Below are 14,771 nucleotides of genomic sequence, written 5' to 3'. Positions count from 1 at the left end.
TCGGTATGAGTCGCGTCACCGAGCGGATATGGACTCGTCGGCGGTGCCGTCTGTCCGGTAAGAAGGATCCTTACACCCCTCATCCGGGGCTCAGGGCGCGTTGTGCGGCGCGCCCGCGCGGCTGCCAGACACGGCGGCCGCGGGACCCGCCCACCGCTCCACACCAGGAGCGGCCAACCCTCAATTGCAGCAGACGTTAAGGGGTCAACCCAATGGCAGCGGAGATCGTCAATCCTCGCAACGACAGCGGTACGGAAGAGGCTCCGGAGGAGCCCTTCGATCCTGTCTTCGCCCTCCACCGGGGCGGCAAGATGGCCATTCAGGCCACCGTCCCCGTCCGTGACCGGGACGACCTGTCCCTCGCGTACACGCCCGGCGTCGCCAAGGTGTGCACCGCGATCGCCGAGCAGCCCGACCTGGTCAACGACTACACCTGGAAGTCCCAGGTCGTCGCCGTCGTGACCGACGGCACGGCGGTGCTCGGCCTCGGCGACATCGGCCCGGAGGCTTCCCTCCCGGTCATGGAGGGGAAGGCCATCCTCTTCAAGCAGTTCGGCGGCGTGGACGCGGTCCCGATCGCCCTCGCCACCACCGACACCGACGAGATCGTCGAGACCGTCGTCCGGCTGGCCCCGTCCTTCGGCGGCGTCAATCTGGAGGACATCTCGGCGCCGCGGTGCTTCGAGATCGAGCGCAAGCTCCAGGAGCGCCTCGACATCCCGGTCTTCCACGACGACCAGCACGGCACGGCCATCGTCACCCTCGCCGCCCTCCGCAACGCGGCGAAGCTGACCGGCCGGACCCTCGGCGAGCTGCGCGCGGTCATCTCCGGCGCCGGTGCGGCCGGTGTCGCGATCGCCAAGTTCCTCCTGGAGGCCGGGCTCGGCGACGTCGCCGTCGCCGACCGCCGGGGCATCGTCAGCCGCGACCGGGACGACCTCAACCCGGTCAAGCGCGAGATCGCCGACCTGACCAACAAGGCGGGCCTCAGCGGCTCCCTGGAGACCGCCCTCGCCGGCGCCGACGTCTTCATCGGCGTCTCCGGCGGTACGGTCCCCGAGGCGGCCGTCGCCTCCATGGCCCCGAACGCCTTCGTGTTCGCCATGGCCAACCCGAACCCCGAGGTCCACCCCGACGTCGCGCACAAGTACGCGGCCGTCGTGGCGACCGGCCGTTCGGACTACCCGAACCAGATCAACAACGTCCTCGCGTTCCCCGGCATCTTCGCCGGCGCGCTCCAGGTCCGGGCCTCCCGGATCACCGAGGGCATGAAGATCGCCGCGGCCAACGCGATCGCCGATGTCGTCGGCGACCGGCTCGCCGCCGACTGCGTCATCCCGTCGCCGTTCGACGAGCGGGTCGCCCCGGCCGTCGCGGCCGCGGTCGCCGCCGCCGCCCGCGCGGAGGGCGTCGCGCGCCGCTGACGCACCGCCACTCGCGAGGGCTCCGTCCTGGAACCAGGACGGGGCCCTTTCGCGTGGGGCCGGGTGCGGTCTCCGGCGGGGACGGGTCCGGGGGTGCGGGGCCGGGGGAGCGGGTTCGGCCGGGTCCGGTCGCGGGTCCGGCCGGGTCCGGCCGCTTCCGGCCGCGCGGGTGCCGGGCCGTCATGGCCGCCGCGACCGCACTCGGCCCGTCGCTCCCCGCCCGTCGCTCCCCGCCCGTGGGTTCCGGGCCCCCGGGGCCCGGGCGGTGGCCCGTCCCGGGGCGGTCGGGGGAGGGACATGCGTCACACGGGCGTGTGGTTCCGCGTCCGGCCCGGGGCCGCCTAGGGTCGGGGCCATGTTCGCTGCCTACGCTGCCCGAATCGACCGCGACCAGCCCCTGAACGGCCTCGAATTGGGCGAACGCCCCGAGCCCGAGGTGCGGCCCGGGTGGACCACCGTCACCGTCAAGGCCGCCTCGCTCAACCATCACGACCTGTGGTCGCTGCGCGGGGTCGGGCTGCCCGAGGAGAAGCTGCCGATGATCCTCGGCTGCGACGCGGCCGGGATCGACGAGGACGGCAACGAGGTCGTCCTGCACTCCGTGATCGGCCAGAGCGGCCACGGCGTCGGCCCGGACGAGCCCCGGTCCATCCTCACGGAGCGCTACCAGGGCACCTTCGCCGAGCGGGTGACCGTGCCCCGCTGGAACGTGCTGCCCAAGCCCAGGGAGCTCTCCTTCGAGGAGGCCGCCTGCCTGCCGACCGCCTGGCTGACCGCGTACCGCATGCTCTTCACCAACGCCGGTGTGCGGCCCGGGGACTCGGTCCTCGTGCAGGGCGCGGGCGGCGGCGTCGCCACCGCGGCGATCGCCCTCGGCAAGGCCGCCGGCCTGCGGGTCTTCGCGACCAGCCGGGACGAGGAGAAGCGCAAGCGTGCCGTCGAACTCGGCGCCGTCGAGGCGTTCGAGCCGGGCGCGCGGCTCCCGCAGCGGGTGGACGCGGTCATCGAGACCGTCGGCGCCGCGACCTGGTCCCACTCGGTCAAGTCGCTGCGGCCCGGTGGCACCCTCGTCATCTCGGGCGCCACCAGCGGCGACCGCCCTGCGCACGCCGAGCTGACCCGGATCTTCTTCCTCGAACTCAAGGTGGTGGGCTCGACCATGGGCTCCAAGGACGAGCTGGAGGACCTGCTGTCCTTCTGCGCGGCCACGGGCCTCCGGCCGGTCGTCGACCAGGTCCTGCCGCTGGACCGGGCGCGCGAGGGCTTCGAGCGGATCGCCGCCGGCGACCTCTTCGGGAAGATCGTCCTGAAGACCTCGTGACGACCCCTTGATGACCCGTCGGTGGGCCTGATGGTATTTCCGGCACGCGAAACGTGAACAACGCTCACTTCCTCGTGCCGGAGGTCCACCTTGTCGCGATCCACCCCCGCCTGGCGCACGGCCCTCGCCGCCGTCGCCCTCGCCACCGCGCTGATCGCCCCCGCGGTCCCCGCCGCCGCAGCCCCCGCGGCGGCCGCCCCCGCCGCCCGGCCGCAGGCCGGCGGGGGCACGATCCCCGTCCTCACCGACGAGCGCGGACGCGCCCTCACCCTGCGCGGCTGGAACGTCGAGGACAAGACGAACCGCGGTGACGCCGCCCTCTCCGCGATCACCGAGAAGCACTTCCGCGACATGCGGGCCAAGGGCTTCAACTTCGCCCGGCTGCTCGTCTTCTGGGACGACCTGGAGCCCCGGCCGGGCCGGTACAGCCAGGCCTACCTCCGGAAGATCGAACGGATCCTGGACTGGGCGGCGAAGCACGACGTCAAGGTCCTCCTCGACGCCCACCAGGACGTCTTCGGGCCCGCCTTCGGCCATCGCGGCGTGCCCGCCTGGGCGACCAGGACCGACGGACTGCCCTTCACACCCCGCCCGGACGACTGGTTCTCCGAGTACTTCGAGCCCGCCGTCCAGCGGGCGTTCACCCACCTCTACGAGGACGAGGACCTGCGGCGCGCCCAGGCCCGGATGTGGCGGGTGCTCGCCGACCGCTTCGGGGACCATCCCGCCGTCCTCGGCTACGACCTGATCAACGAGCCGATGGGCGAGCTCCGGGAGGGCGAGGACCTGCCGACGGCGGCCCGGCGCATCGAGCGGGACCAGCTCACCCCGCTGTACAACCGGCTCGCGGACGCGATCCGTTCGGTCGACCCGTCCACCTGGATCTTCGTCGAGCCGACGCCGATCGTGGGCGAGGGCGTGCCCACCGGGCTCGGAAGGATCGACGACCCGAAGGTGGTCTACGCCCCGCACTTCTACAACACGGCCATGGAGGCCGGCGCCGACTACGACCCGGCCGCCCGCTGGATCGAGACCTACGAGCAGGCCGTCACCCGGTACCCCGAGGAGTACGGGGTCCCGGTGGTGGTGGGCGAATGGGGCCCGCTCAACAACTCCCTGCCGCACATGAACCGCTTCTACCGCGAGGCCATGGCCTCCCTCGGACGCTACGGCTCCGGCTGGGCGGGCTACGTCTGGTGCTACGGAGGCGGCTACTGCGCGGTGGACGGCGCCGGGAACTTCCGTACGAACAAGGAGCTGACCGCCGAGCCGTACGCGGAGGCGGTCGCGGGCACGGTGCGGTCCGCCGGCTACGACGCGGGGGCCGGGGTCTACCGCCTGGCGTACGACGCGGCGGACCGCCGCGGCCCACGGGTCACCGAGCTGTCCCTGCCGCCCGGCGACTGGCGGGTCTCGGCCCTGGGCGGGGCGCTGGTCCTCCGCACGACCCCCGGCCGGGCCCTGGTCCTCGCCGCCCCGGGCCACCGGGTGACGGTCACGGTCACCCGGGGCTGAGCACCGGGGCGCACGCGCCGCGAGGGCGCGGCCCCGCGCCGGCCTCCGCGTGGGCGGCGCGGGTACGTCCGAAGCCGGCAGGCGTGCTGGGGCGGCACCCGCAGCGCGTGCGGCGAGCCCGCCCCGGGCCGTCACCCGCGCTCGGGGCACGCGCCCGTACCGCAGGGCCGCCCCGGCCGTACCCCCGCGTCACGCCTCCCGGCGGGACCGCAGCAGGCCCGTGATCCGGATCGCCGCCGCCGACAGCTGGTCGCGGGTCTCGGCCAGCTGCTCCTGGCCGACCCCGTGGTCGCGGGCCGCGTCGCGGATCTCGTCGCGGAAGCGGTCGAGGAGCCGGTCGAGGTCGCGGGCCGGGTCGCCCGAGCCCTCCGTGTCCCGCGCCCACTCCGGTGCCTCGCCGGCCGGGGCCGCCGCGAACGGCGGCTCCTGGCCCGCCGCCTTCGGGTGGGTGGTGCCCGCCACCAGGCCGCCGAGCTGGGCCGTGATGTCCGAGAGGCCCTCCCAGACCCCCTTGGGCCAGTCCCCGCGCGAGAAGCGGTCCTGGACCTCCTCCTGCACCTGCTGCGCGATCCGCTGGAACTCCTTCGCCTGGTGGCGGGCGGACGTGGCCTCGGCGCGGGCCTGGCGGGCCTGCTCCTTCCACTCCTGCCCGACCCGGCGCAGCTCCTCCTTGGCCTCGGAGAACGAGGAGGGGTCCGCGGTGCGGGCCCGGCCCGCCGCGGCCCGCATCTCGCTGCGCACCCGCCCGGCCGCCCCGCGCACGTCGTCGCGGATCTCCGCCGCCAGCTCCGACACCGACTCGCGGATCTCCCGCTCCAGGTCGTCCAGTTCGGCGTCCCGCCCGGCCAGCTCGGCCCGGCCGGCGTCGGTGATCGAGTAGACCTTGCGGCCGCCCTCGCTGGCGTGCGTGACGAGGCCCTCGGCCTCCAGCTTGGCCAGGCGCGGGTAGACCGTGCCCGCCGAGGGCGCGTACAGCCCCTGGAAGCGCTCCTCCAGGAGGCGGATCACCTCGTAGCCGTGGCGGGGCGCCTCGTCGAGCAGTTTGAGCAGGTAGAGGCGGAGGCGGCCGTGCGCGAAGACGGGCGGCATGTCAGAGCACCTTTCCGGTCGCGGAGGGGGCGGGGGAGGGGGTCGAGCCGTCCTCGTCGGAATCGGGGCGGCGGAGCAGCGCGATGGACCCGGAGACGGTGGTCGCCTTCAGGGTGCCCCGGCCCGAACCGAGCGTGCCGGTGACGGACTTGGTGCCCCACTGCCCGGCCACCCGGAGGTCCTCGAAGGCGTTCGACACGGAGCCCGTCGTCGTGTTGGCCTCGACACGGGCGTCGGCCGGGTGGGGGAGCCGGATGGACACCTCGCCGGAGAGGCTGGAGAGCCGGATGTCGGCGGGCGGACCGTCGAGCTCGGCCGGGTCGAGGTCGATGACCATGTCGCCGCTGACGGTCTCGGCCCGCACGGAGGCGCCCGCGCCCTCGATCACCGTCACGTCGCCGGTCACCGAGTTGATCCGGAGCGAGCCCGTGACCGACTGGGCCTCCAGGCTGCCCGAGACGCTCTCGGCGCGGACCGGGCCCGAGAGCCGGAGGAGGGTGGTGTCGCCGGAGACGCCGCGCACCTCCGTGCGTCCCGTGATGCCGGTGACGACCGCCTCGGCGCCGACCGCGGTCACCTCGACGTCGACGCCCGCGGGGACGGCGACGGAGACGACCGCACGGCGCCTGAACTCCTTGCGGTCGAGCCACTTGAGGGCGCTCTTCCACTGGAGGTCCTCGTAGCCCACGGTCAGGGTGGAGCCGTCCTGGGACACCAGCAGCGGCGGGCCCTCGACCTCGGAGACCTCCACGCGGGCGGAGCCCTCGTCCGTCCCCACCACGTTCACCGCGCCGTTGACGATGCGGACCCGCAGACGGCTCACGGGGTCGCCGGGGGCCAGCTTCGTCGGCTCGGTGACGGACCACTCTGTCATGGTGCTGACCTCCCGTTCGACAACGCAACATATCGTGTTTCTCGATAGACACGATATATCGCGGTGAAGGGAAGTCAACCCTGACTCTCCCCTGACAGGGGTGGGTGCAATAGGCCTCGAATGCGGACAAATTGGCCTAGCGTAGGGCCCATGAACGCGACATCCGGACCGAGCCCCGTCGGGGCGCTGCTCCTCTGCCGTGCCGATCCGCCGACGGTCCGGCCCCCCGCCCAGCTGCTCCGCGAACACCTGCTGCTCGCCCCCGCGGGCGAGGACTGGAGCGTGCTCGTACCGGAGGGGAAGCCCTGGCTCCACGACGGCGAGTCCGTCGAACGGGTCGTCACCGGCTGGGCGACCGCCCTCGCCGTCTCGGCGGCCGGCTGGCCCGTCGTCGCCCTCTGGTGGGACCGCGACCGCGCCGGCCTGACCCTCGCCGCCGGCTTCCGCCGCACGGTCGGCTACACCTGGCTCGCGGACGGCACCCCCGTCGGCGAGGACGAGGCCATGCGCACCTTCGCCGCCCGGCTCTCCCTCGACCCCGTCCTGGACGTCCAGGCCCTGGAGCCGCTCACCGCGCCCGACCCGGACGCCGACGCCCACGCCCGGCTCCTCGGCGTCGTCGCCGTCCTCGGCCGCGTCGGCCTCGCCCTGCCGACCGGGCTGCTGCCCGGCGAGAACGCCGACCGGCTCCGCTCCGTGGCCCTGGCCCAGGGCGCCGAGCAGCTCGAATGGTCGGGCTGGAAGGACGCCGTACTGGCCGAACTCGACGTGGTGGAGGAGGGCCCCCTCGGCCCGTACCTGCGCGGCCCACGGGCGCGCGTGCTGGGCGGGGCGCAGCTGGCCGCGGGGGTGCCGCTGCTGCTCTGGGGGCTCGGCCGGCGCAGCGGCGGCTGGACGGCGGCCGGAGCGCTGCTCGTCGTCCACGGGGCACTCGGCCTGGCCTACGACCGACTGCGGGAGGGGTGACCACGCCCGCGCGTGATCACCCCTCCTTCCGGACGTCTCCGCGAGCCGCCCCGTCCGCCACCCGTCCCGCCGGCCCTGTCGGCGCCGGGCTTCCTACTCGTCGTCGTCGTCCTCGTCGTCGAGACGGGCCAGCCAGGTCGCGAGGCGCTCTACCGGCACCTCGAAGTCGGGGTTGAGATCGACGAACGTCCGCAGCTGCTCGGCGAGCCACTCGAAGGTGACCTCCTCCTCGCCGCGCCGCTTCTCCAGTTCCTCGATGCCACGGTCGGTGAAGTACATGCGATCAGGATAGGCCGAAGCCCCCGCGTCCCCTGTCGCCCGCCAGGGTCTCCGACTAGCCTTCCTCATCATCGTTTCGGGGAGCGGGGGCGCTGTGACGCACGGGATCGCGCGTATTCGGCTGGACGACGGCACGCCCGTGTGGGCCCGGGTCAGTGACGTGCAGGAACTCGGCAGGGGCGGCGGCTTCCAGGACACCGGCGTCAAGGACCGGGTGGTCTCGATGGCCGGCGGGCTCACCGACGTGGTGCGCGGGGTGGTCGGCTCGCTGCGGGCCGGGCTCGACCCGCAGGGGTCCGTGGAGGTCGCCGTCAGCTTCGGCATCGAACTGTCGGCGCAGTCCGGCAAGGTGATCGGCGTCCTCGCGGACGGCTCGGGCAAGGCCTCCGTGAACGTCTCCCTGACCTGGACCGAACCGGGCCGCGCCGCCGAACCGACCGCCCCGGAAGCCGCCGCACAGGCCGCCGGACCGACCGCCCCGGAAGCCGCCGCACAGGCCGCCGGACAAGCCGCCCCGGACACCGCCGGGCCCGCCGCCCGCGCGGAGTCCCGCGCGGAGTCCGGCGCGCGACCGGCGGCCGTTCCCGCGCCCCGGCCGCCCGCACCCGGTCCCTCCGCACCGGGACCGGCGGCCGACGGACCCGCATGAGCGCCTTCGACGCTCTCGTGCGCCCCGCCCTGGTACGCATCGCCGCTCCCGACTGCGGGTATGACCCGCACGGCGACCGGTACTGGGGCACCGGCTTCTTCATCGCCCCCGGCTGGGTGCTGACCTGTGCCCATGTCGTGGCCGAGGGGGGAAGCGCGGTGTGGAGGAGCGAACCCGCCGTCGGCATCACCTGGGAGGACGGCAAGACCTCCCGGGAGACCACCGGCACCGTCGTGCTCGCCCTGCCGCGCCCCGACCGGCCCGACGACCCGCCGGACCGGTGGGCCTTCCCCGACATCGCGCTCGTCCGCGTGCCCGGCGCGACGAAGGCGTCCTGCGTGCGCCTCGGCGAGCGCCCGCCCGTCCCGCCGACCTCCGTCGGACTGCACGGCTGGTCCCGGGAGACCGGTGAGCTCGGCATCCGGCACGTCCACGGCACCCTCATCGGCACCGACGGCAAGGCCCTCATCACCGACTGGGTGATGCCGGTCGAGGGCTGCTCCGGCGGCCCCGTCGTCGACCACCAGCAGGGCGCCGTCGTCGGCCTCAACAAGGGACGCGGCCGCGACGGCGGTGCCGTCGTCCCCGTCACCGCCCTGCGCCGGCTCCACGACCTGCCCGGCGGAGAGGCCATGGGCGAGGCACTGCGCGCCCACGACCGCTACCACCTCGCCCGCTACCGCTCCCTGGACGACCGGCCCGACTGGACCCGCACCCAGGGACGCCTCGCCGGCTCCTCGGGCATCGGCCCCGGACCGCGCACCCTGCTCTACGGACACCTCGCCGAACTGCCCGCGCCCACCGCGCCCGGCGAGATCATGGACCTCGTCGACCAGGTCAAGGCCTGGATCAGGGACGACGAACTGCCGGACGTCCTGGAGGACGACCCGCGCACCTGGAGCGAGGGCGCCGGACTCCTGCGCGGCCTGCGGGCGCCCCGCAGGGACGGCGTCCGCGACCTCGAACCGGACGCGATCCTGCTGTACGCGGCCCACGTCGCCCGCCACGTGCGCGGCCGGTACGGCGAGCGGGTCGACACCGCCGACCTCACCCGCTGGATCATCGACGAGTCCGGCGACGCCGACCGGCACCTCCGCCGCGAGATCGACCGCCTCGTCAGCCCCGGCCGGCCGGCGCCCCTCTCCGTACGCGAGCCCCGCGCGCGTGCCGACGTCCTCCTGGAGATCGACGCCCCGATCTACGACCGGCGCTACCCGTGGCGGCTCAAGCTCCTCCACGACGGCCACACGGTCAGCCCGCTCCACTTCGACGAGCGGGGCGTCGAGCGCGCCCGGCTCGGGGAGGCCCTGCGCGAGCCGCTCGCCGACGCCCTGCGGCGCGGCGACAGCGGACGGCACCTGGCGGCCGTCGAAGCCGTGCTGCCCCTCGAACTCTTCGACGAACCCCTCGACACCTGGCGGCTCGAACCGACCCAGGGCGGCCCCGAGGACGCCTGGGCGACCACGCTCGGCCAGCGCAGGTTCGTCGTCGTCCGCGACCGCCGCCGCCACGACCGGGAGCCCACCCCCGAATGGCGCGAGCGCTGGGAGGCCGCGGAGGGCGGCCCGCTGCGGGCCGCCCCGCTCCGCGCCGAGGTGCCCGGCACGGGCCCGGACGCCCACACCGCGCGCGGGAGCCGCGAGACCTGGGCGGAGACGTACGACCGGCTCCGCGAGGCCGCGGGCGGCACCGTCCCCGTCTACTGCGGCCGGGTGAGCACCGGCGACGGGCTCATGGCGATGCACGCGGCGCTCGCCGCCGGGCACCCCCTCGCCCTCTGGCGGACCGGCCCCCACGACCACACCGACTGCGCGGAGTTCCACGAGCGGGCCGACCGGCTGCTCTCCGCCGCCCCCACCGCCTGGGACCTCCGAGGCCCCGTCAGATCCCTGCGCACGCGCGCGACGGACCGGGCGGCGGGCCCCGAGGCGCTCGCCGCGTACGCCTGGGCCGAAGGCGTCGCCCTGCTCCTGGACCCGCCCGACCGGCCCCCGCACGGCGGCCGGCTCGAACCCCCGCCGCTGCTCGGGGAGGGGGAGCAGTGACCTGTGCGCCCACCGGGACGACGGCCCCGCGATCCGTCCGATTAAGCCGTCGGCAGGCCCCGCTCCCGGGCGGTACCGTCGACGGGCCCGGCATCGACACCACAGCCAGGAGGAGTCACTCGTGAACGATTGGCGGATCTACCGTGGTGCCGGCCTTCCGCACGACGAGATACAGCGGCTGCCCGCCCCGCCGCCCTGGCGCGACTTCTCCACCGGCGGCGCCGACGACACCCTGGCGGGCTCCGACCGGCGGCTCGGCGTCAAGCGCCGGCTCGTCCAGAACCACCACCCCAGGCCCGCGGAGACCGACGCCGTCAACGCCGCGCTGTACCTCAGGCGCCCGCTCCTCGTCACCGGCAACCCCGGCACCGGCAAGTCCACGCTCGCCCACGCCGTCGCCCACGAACTGCGCCTCGGCCGCGTCCTGCGCTGGCCGATCGTCAGCCGGACCACCCTCCAGGACGGGCTCTACCGGTACGACGCCATCGGCCGCCTCCAGGACGTCCAGCTGGAGCGCGCCCAGGCCGGAGCGCCCGGCTCCGCCGCCGCGCCGGCCGGCATCGGCTCGTACATCAGGCTCGGCCCGCTCGGCACCGCGCTGCTCCCCTCCGACCAGCCCCGCGTCCTGCTCATCGACGAGCTCGACAAGAGCGACCTGGACCTCCCCAACGACCTCCTGAACGCCCTGGAGGAAGGCGAGTTCGCCATTCCCGAGCTGGAACGGCTCGCCGACCGGGAGCCCGCCGTCGAGGTGCTCACCGACGACGGGCACAAGGTGGCGGTGCTCGGCGGCCGGGTCCGCTGCACCACCTTCCCGTTCATCGTGCTCACCTCCAACGGCGAACGGGACTTCCCCGCCGCCCTGCTCCGCCGCTGCATCCGCCTGGAGCTGGAGGCCCCCGGCGAGGAGCAGCTCCGCGCCATGATCGAGGCCCACCTCGGCAGCGAGGCCGCCGGCGGCGACGGGGAACAGGGCCTCGTCCAGCGCTTCCTCAGCCGCGAGCCGGGCGAGGTCATCGCCACCGACCAGCTCCTCAACGCCCTCTACCTGACCCAGCACGCCTCCCGCGCCGAACGGGTCACCAGGGAACGCATCGCCGACATGCTCATGCAACCGCTCGATCAGCCGAGGTGACGATCGGATGCACCGGATGCATCTGGAGGAACTCACCCGCAGACTGCGGGCCGGCGGCCAGGACCCCACCGCCGAGGACGTCGCCGACGCCCTGTGGCTGGCCCAGTGGCTCCCCGGCCCCTCACCGGACCGGGAGAGACCCGACGGGCCGCAGGACCCGCCGGCCGACCCCCCGGACGAGGCCGACGGGGACCTCTCCACCGGCGGCCCGGACGGCGCCGGTACGGATGCCGCGGCGCGCGGAAGCGGCGGCGGAACGGCCGCCGGACCCGGGAGCCCGCACGAGTCCGTCTCCCTCCACATGGCCACCGGAGCCACCGGGACGGCCGACGCGGTCGCCGAGGAGGCGCGAACCGCCCGCGCCGACCGCCCTCCGGCGTCCCGCGGCGCCCGGCCCGCGGACCGGGGCGCCGGCCTGCCCGTCCGCGCCCCCGGCGCCAATGCCCTGCCCGGCCTCCTGGGACTGCAGAAGGCCCTCCGCCCCCTCCGCGCCTACGCCCTCGCCGCCCGACGCCCCGAGGAGGGCGTCCTCGACGAGGAGGCCACCGCCGAACGCAGCGCCGCCGCCGGCATGCTCACCCCCGTGATGCGCCCGGCGGCCGGCCGCCGCCCCGACATCCAGCTCCTCATGGACACCGGACCCGCCATGGTCGTCTGGAACCGGATGGTCGAGGAACTCCGCCAGGCCTGCCAGCAGTCCGGCGCCTTCCGGGACGTCCAGGTGCACCGCCTGTACGACACCGGCGACGGCCCCCCGCTCGTCACCACCACCTCCGGCGCCGACGGCCGCCCCCGGCTGCGGCCCGTCGACCAGCTCCACGACCCCACCGGCCGCCGCCTCACCCTGGTCGTCAGCGACTGCGTCGGACCCCTCTGGCAGCGCGGCGCCGCCCAGCGGTTCCTGCGCCAGTGGCCCCGCAACTCCCCGCTCGCCCTCGTCCAGCCGCTCCCGCCGCGCCTCTGGCCCCGCACCGCGCTCCCCGCCGAACCCGGCACCTTCCAGCGCTCCGCCACCCCCGGCGGCCCCACCGCGTTCGTCTCCGACGACGAGCCCTGGGGGCCCGCCGCCCCCGGCCGCCGGGCCGTCCCCGTGCTCACCCCGACCCCCGAGGCCTTCGCCTCCTGGACGCGGCTCCACACCGGCCACGGCGGCAACGCCGTCCGCGGCTGGGCGGCCTGGCTCGCCCCCGGGCCCGCGGCGCCGCGCCCGTCCGGCACCGCCCGCGGCACCCGGAGCGACGACGAACTCCTCCGCGCCTTCCGGGCCGCGGCCTCACCCGGCGCGCTCCGGCTCGCCGTCCATCTCGCGGCGGCCCCGCTGACCCTGCCCGTGATGCAGCTCGTACAGCGCGCCATGCTCCCCGACACCGGCCCCATGGAGCTGGCGGAGGTCCTGCTCAGCGGAGTGCTGCGCCGACTGCCCGGACCCACCCCGTACCCCTGCTTCAGCTATCCGCCCGGCATCCAGCAGCACTTCCTGGGCTCCCTCGACCCCAGCGCCGCCGCCCTCGTCCTCAAACACTGCTCGGCCTACGTGGAGCGCCACTTCGGCCGGGGCATGCGCAACTTCCCGGCGCTCGCCGCCGCACGCCTCGCGGGCGCCGACGCCCCCGCCGACGCCGACGGCGGGACCGCTCCCGCGACCCACCGAGGACCCGGCCGGGCCACCGACCTCCCCGCCGAGACCGAGGCGACGGACGAGCCCCTGGGGCCCGACAGCCCCGAGACCGAGCTCTTCGCCCGCATCCCCGCGCGCGTGCTCCGCTTCTACCACCCCGACCTGGTCACCCCGGACCCGCTCACCGAGGCCCGCCGGCTCCTCGCGCAGGGCCGCGCCCAGTCCGACCCCGCGCTGCTCGCCGGGGCGCACGAGCGCGCCGAGGCGGCGCTCCCCGCCGAACCCGTCGAGGCCCGGATCGTCCTCGCCCGCGCCCTGTACGCCGAGGCCGGCACCGCCGCGGCCCGCCGCGCCGGCCGCCGCCCCGAACTCCTCGGCAGGGCCGCCGACACGCTCGTACGGGCCGGGGAGCTCGCCCGCGCCGGCGGAGAGGCCTGGGCCGAGGCCCGGCTCGAACTGGCCGTCGTCCACCACGCGCTGTGGCGGGACGGCGACGGGGCCGACCACCTCGACGCGGCCCTCGACGCCCTCGCCGAGGACGCCGACCGCTGGCCGGAATCCGCCCGCCCCACCCTCCATCTGCGACGCGGCCGGCTGCTCCTCGCGCGCGGTGACGGCGCCGGGGCCGCCGCCGAGCTCACCGCCGCCCTCGCCCTGCACGAGAGCGCCGCCGCGCTCCTCGACCTCGCGGACGCCCTCCACCTCGCCGAGGCCGAGCCGGACCGCATCGGCCCCGTACTCGACCGCGCCGAACCCCTCCTCGGCGACGCCCGCGCCCTCCGGCTCCGCTTCACCACCGCACGCGCCCGGCTGTACGACGCCCAGGGCGACGGCGCGGCCGCCGACGCGGCGTACGAGGAGGCCACCCTGCTGGCGCCCGCCGACAGCGAACAGCGCGGACCGCTCCTCCTCACCTGGGGAGGATCGCTGCTGCGCCGGGCCGCGACGGCCACGGGCACGGCACCGGTGGACCGGGCCGAGGGCGTCCTGCGCGAGGCCCTCACCCGCCTGCCCGCCGGAGCACCCGAACGCGCGCGGGCGCGCACCCTGATCGGCAGCGTCCTGGCGCTCCGCTTCCACCGTGCCGGGTTCCTGCCCGACCTCTTCGAGAGCCGCCATGTGCTCGAAGAGGCGCTCCGTGGCACCGACGACCCGGGGGAGCGCGCCGAGGTGTGGATGCAGCTCGCCCGCGTCCGACTGGAGTTGGCCGAAACCGCGCGGGACGGGGTGATCGGCGACGCCCTCGCCGCGTACCGCAACGCCGGGGAGGACTCCCGCGCCGCCCATGGCGACACGCCGGGCACGGTCACCGGTGCACGCGCCCTGCACGCCCAGGGCGCGGTGCTCGTTCTGATGGGCCGTCCGGCGCGCGCCCGGACGGTCCTGCTCGCGGCGACGGCGCAGTGGCGGCGCCTCACGGGGGAGCTGGTGGAGGTCGACTGGAACGACGTGGAACGGACCCGGACGCTGCTCGCGGGGGTGGAGAGCGACAGGGCGGGGGAGGGGGTGCCGCTCAGCTCCGAGGAGCGCCGTCGCGTCATGCCGCCGTGGTGGCCCCGGACGGCTGGATAACGGGGGCGCACACGGTGGCAGTTGAATCGAATGGGTTTCCGGTCTCCTGCCGTCGGGAAGAACCGCCGCACTGCTACGACTGTGGGGGACAGCGTCGGTGAGGAGGAGCCGAGAGTGTGCGAGCGCACGGGGTGGGCGACCGGTGTCGGGCGGGATGCCGTCGGGTCACCGCATCTGTCCGATCTCGCAACCGTCGACCTGCGGACCTTGCGGGTCATGGACGACGCCGCTCTCGGGGCGGCGGTGGAGAGAGTGCTGCTCCGCCCCTCCGATCTCGTCGCTTC

11 protein-coding genes are annotated in these 14,771 nt (G+C 75.3%); 8 read left to right on the top strand and 3 right to left on the bottom strand.

Going from position 1 to position 14,771, the window contains the following annotated elements; translation table 11 throughout:
- Nucleotides 1–212: 212 nt before the first annotated feature.
- The 3 genes from ACF09E_RS17360 to ACF09E_RS17350 all read left to right on the top strand — a co-directional run bounded on the left by ACF09E_RS17360 (nt 213) and on the right by ACF09E_RS17350 (nt 4,260).
- Nucleotides 213–1,424 carry an NADP-dependent malic enzyme gene (locus ACF09E_RS17360; RefSeq protein ID WP_392040849.1) on the top strand — a complete coding sequence of 404 codons (1,212 nt, stop codon included), beginning with the start codon at nt 213–215 and terminating at the stop codon, nt 1,422–1,424.
- Nucleotides 1,425–1,779: 355 nt separating this feature from the next.
- Nucleotides 1,780–2,745: a zinc-binding dehydrogenase gene (locus tag ACF09E_RS17355; protein ID WP_361863696.1), complete on the top strand. Its 966-nt coding sequence runs from the start codon at nt 1,780–1,782 to the stop codon at nt 2,743–2,745.
- Nucleotides 2,746–2,835: 90 nt separating this feature from the next.
- Entirely contained in the window at nt 2,836–4,260 is a 1,425-nt protein-coding gene (locus ACF09E_RS17350; RefSeq protein WP_392205960.1) for a cellulase family glycosylhydrolase, read from the top strand.
- 189 nt (nt 4,261–4,449) lie between these two features.
- On the opposite strand, the gene ACF09E_RS17345 is transcribed toward ACF09E_RS17350, so the two are convergent.
- Nucleotides 4,450–5,349 carry a PadR family transcriptional regulator gene (locus tag ACF09E_RS17345; protein ID WP_392205959.1) on the bottom strand — a complete coding sequence of 300 codons (900 nt, stop codon included), beginning with the start codon at nt 5,347–5,349 and terminating at the stop codon, nt 4,450–4,452.
- Between the two features lies 1 nt (nt 5,350).
- The gene (locus tag ACF09E_RS17340) at nt 5,351–6,223 is read right to left on the bottom strand and encodes a DUF4097 family beta strand repeat-containing protein (protein WP_361860407.1); all 873 of its coding nucleotides are present in this window, start codon (nt 6,221–6,223) and stop codon (nt 5,351–5,353) included.
- Between the two features lie 150 nt (nt 6,224–6,373).
- On the opposite strand from ACF09E_RS17340, the gene ACF09E_RS17335 reads away from it, so the two are divergent.
- Nucleotides 6,374–7,189: a hypothetical protein gene (locus ACF09E_RS17335; protein WP_392205958.1), complete on the top strand. Its 816-nt coding sequence runs from the start codon at nt 6,374–6,376 to the stop codon at nt 7,187–7,189.
- Between the two features lie 93 nt (nt 7,190–7,282).
- On the opposite strand, the gene ACF09E_RS17330 is transcribed toward ACF09E_RS17335, so the two are convergent.
- Nucleotides 7,283–7,468 (bottom strand): DUF6104 family protein, encoded by a 186-nt coding sequence (locus ACF09E_RS17330; protein WP_053640526.1) that lies wholly within the window; start codon nt 7,466–7,468, stop codon nt 7,283–7,285.
- 94 nt (nt 7,469–7,562) lie between these two features.
- On the opposite strand from ACF09E_RS17330, the gene ACF09E_RS17325 reads away from it, so the two are divergent.
- From ACF09E_RS17325 to ACF09E_RS17310, 4 genes are all read left to right on the top strand, one after another.
- Nucleotides 7,563–8,117: a CU044_2847 family protein gene (locus ACF09E_RS17325; protein ID WP_392205957.1), complete on the top strand. Its 555-nt coding sequence runs from the start codon at nt 7,563–7,565 to the stop codon at nt 8,115–8,117.
- Nucleotides 8,114–10,162, top strand: coding sequence for a trypsin-like peptidase domain-containing protein (locus ACF09E_RS17320; protein WP_392205956.1), 2,049 nt, complete (start codon nt 8,114–8,116; stop codon nt 10,160–10,162). Before ACF09E_RS17325 ends, ACF09E_RS17320 begins: the two co-directional genes overlap by 4 nt.
- 121 nt (nt 10,163–10,283) lie before the next feature.
- Nucleotides 10,284–11,297: an AAA family ATPase gene (locus ACF09E_RS17315; RefSeq protein ID WP_392205955.1), complete on the top strand. Its 1,014-nt coding sequence runs from the start codon at nt 10,284–10,286 to the stop codon at nt 11,295–11,297.
- 7 nt (nt 11,298–11,304) lie between these two features.
- Nucleotides 11,305–14,487 (top strand): SAV_2336 N-terminal domain-related protein, encoded by a 3,183-nt coding sequence (locus ACF09E_RS17310; RefSeq protein ID WP_392205954.1) that lies wholly within the window; start codon nt 11,305–11,307, stop codon nt 14,485–14,487.
- Nucleotides 14,488–14,771 lie beyond the last annotated feature (284 nt).

The organism is Streptomyces sp. NPDC014891 (assembly GCF_043081085.1).
GTDB lineage: Bacteria > Actinomycetota > Actinomycetes > Streptomycetales > Streptomycetaceae > Streptomyces.
Note: the sequence above shows the minus strand (reverse complement) of the source record. Positions and strands in the feature narration are given on the sequence as shown.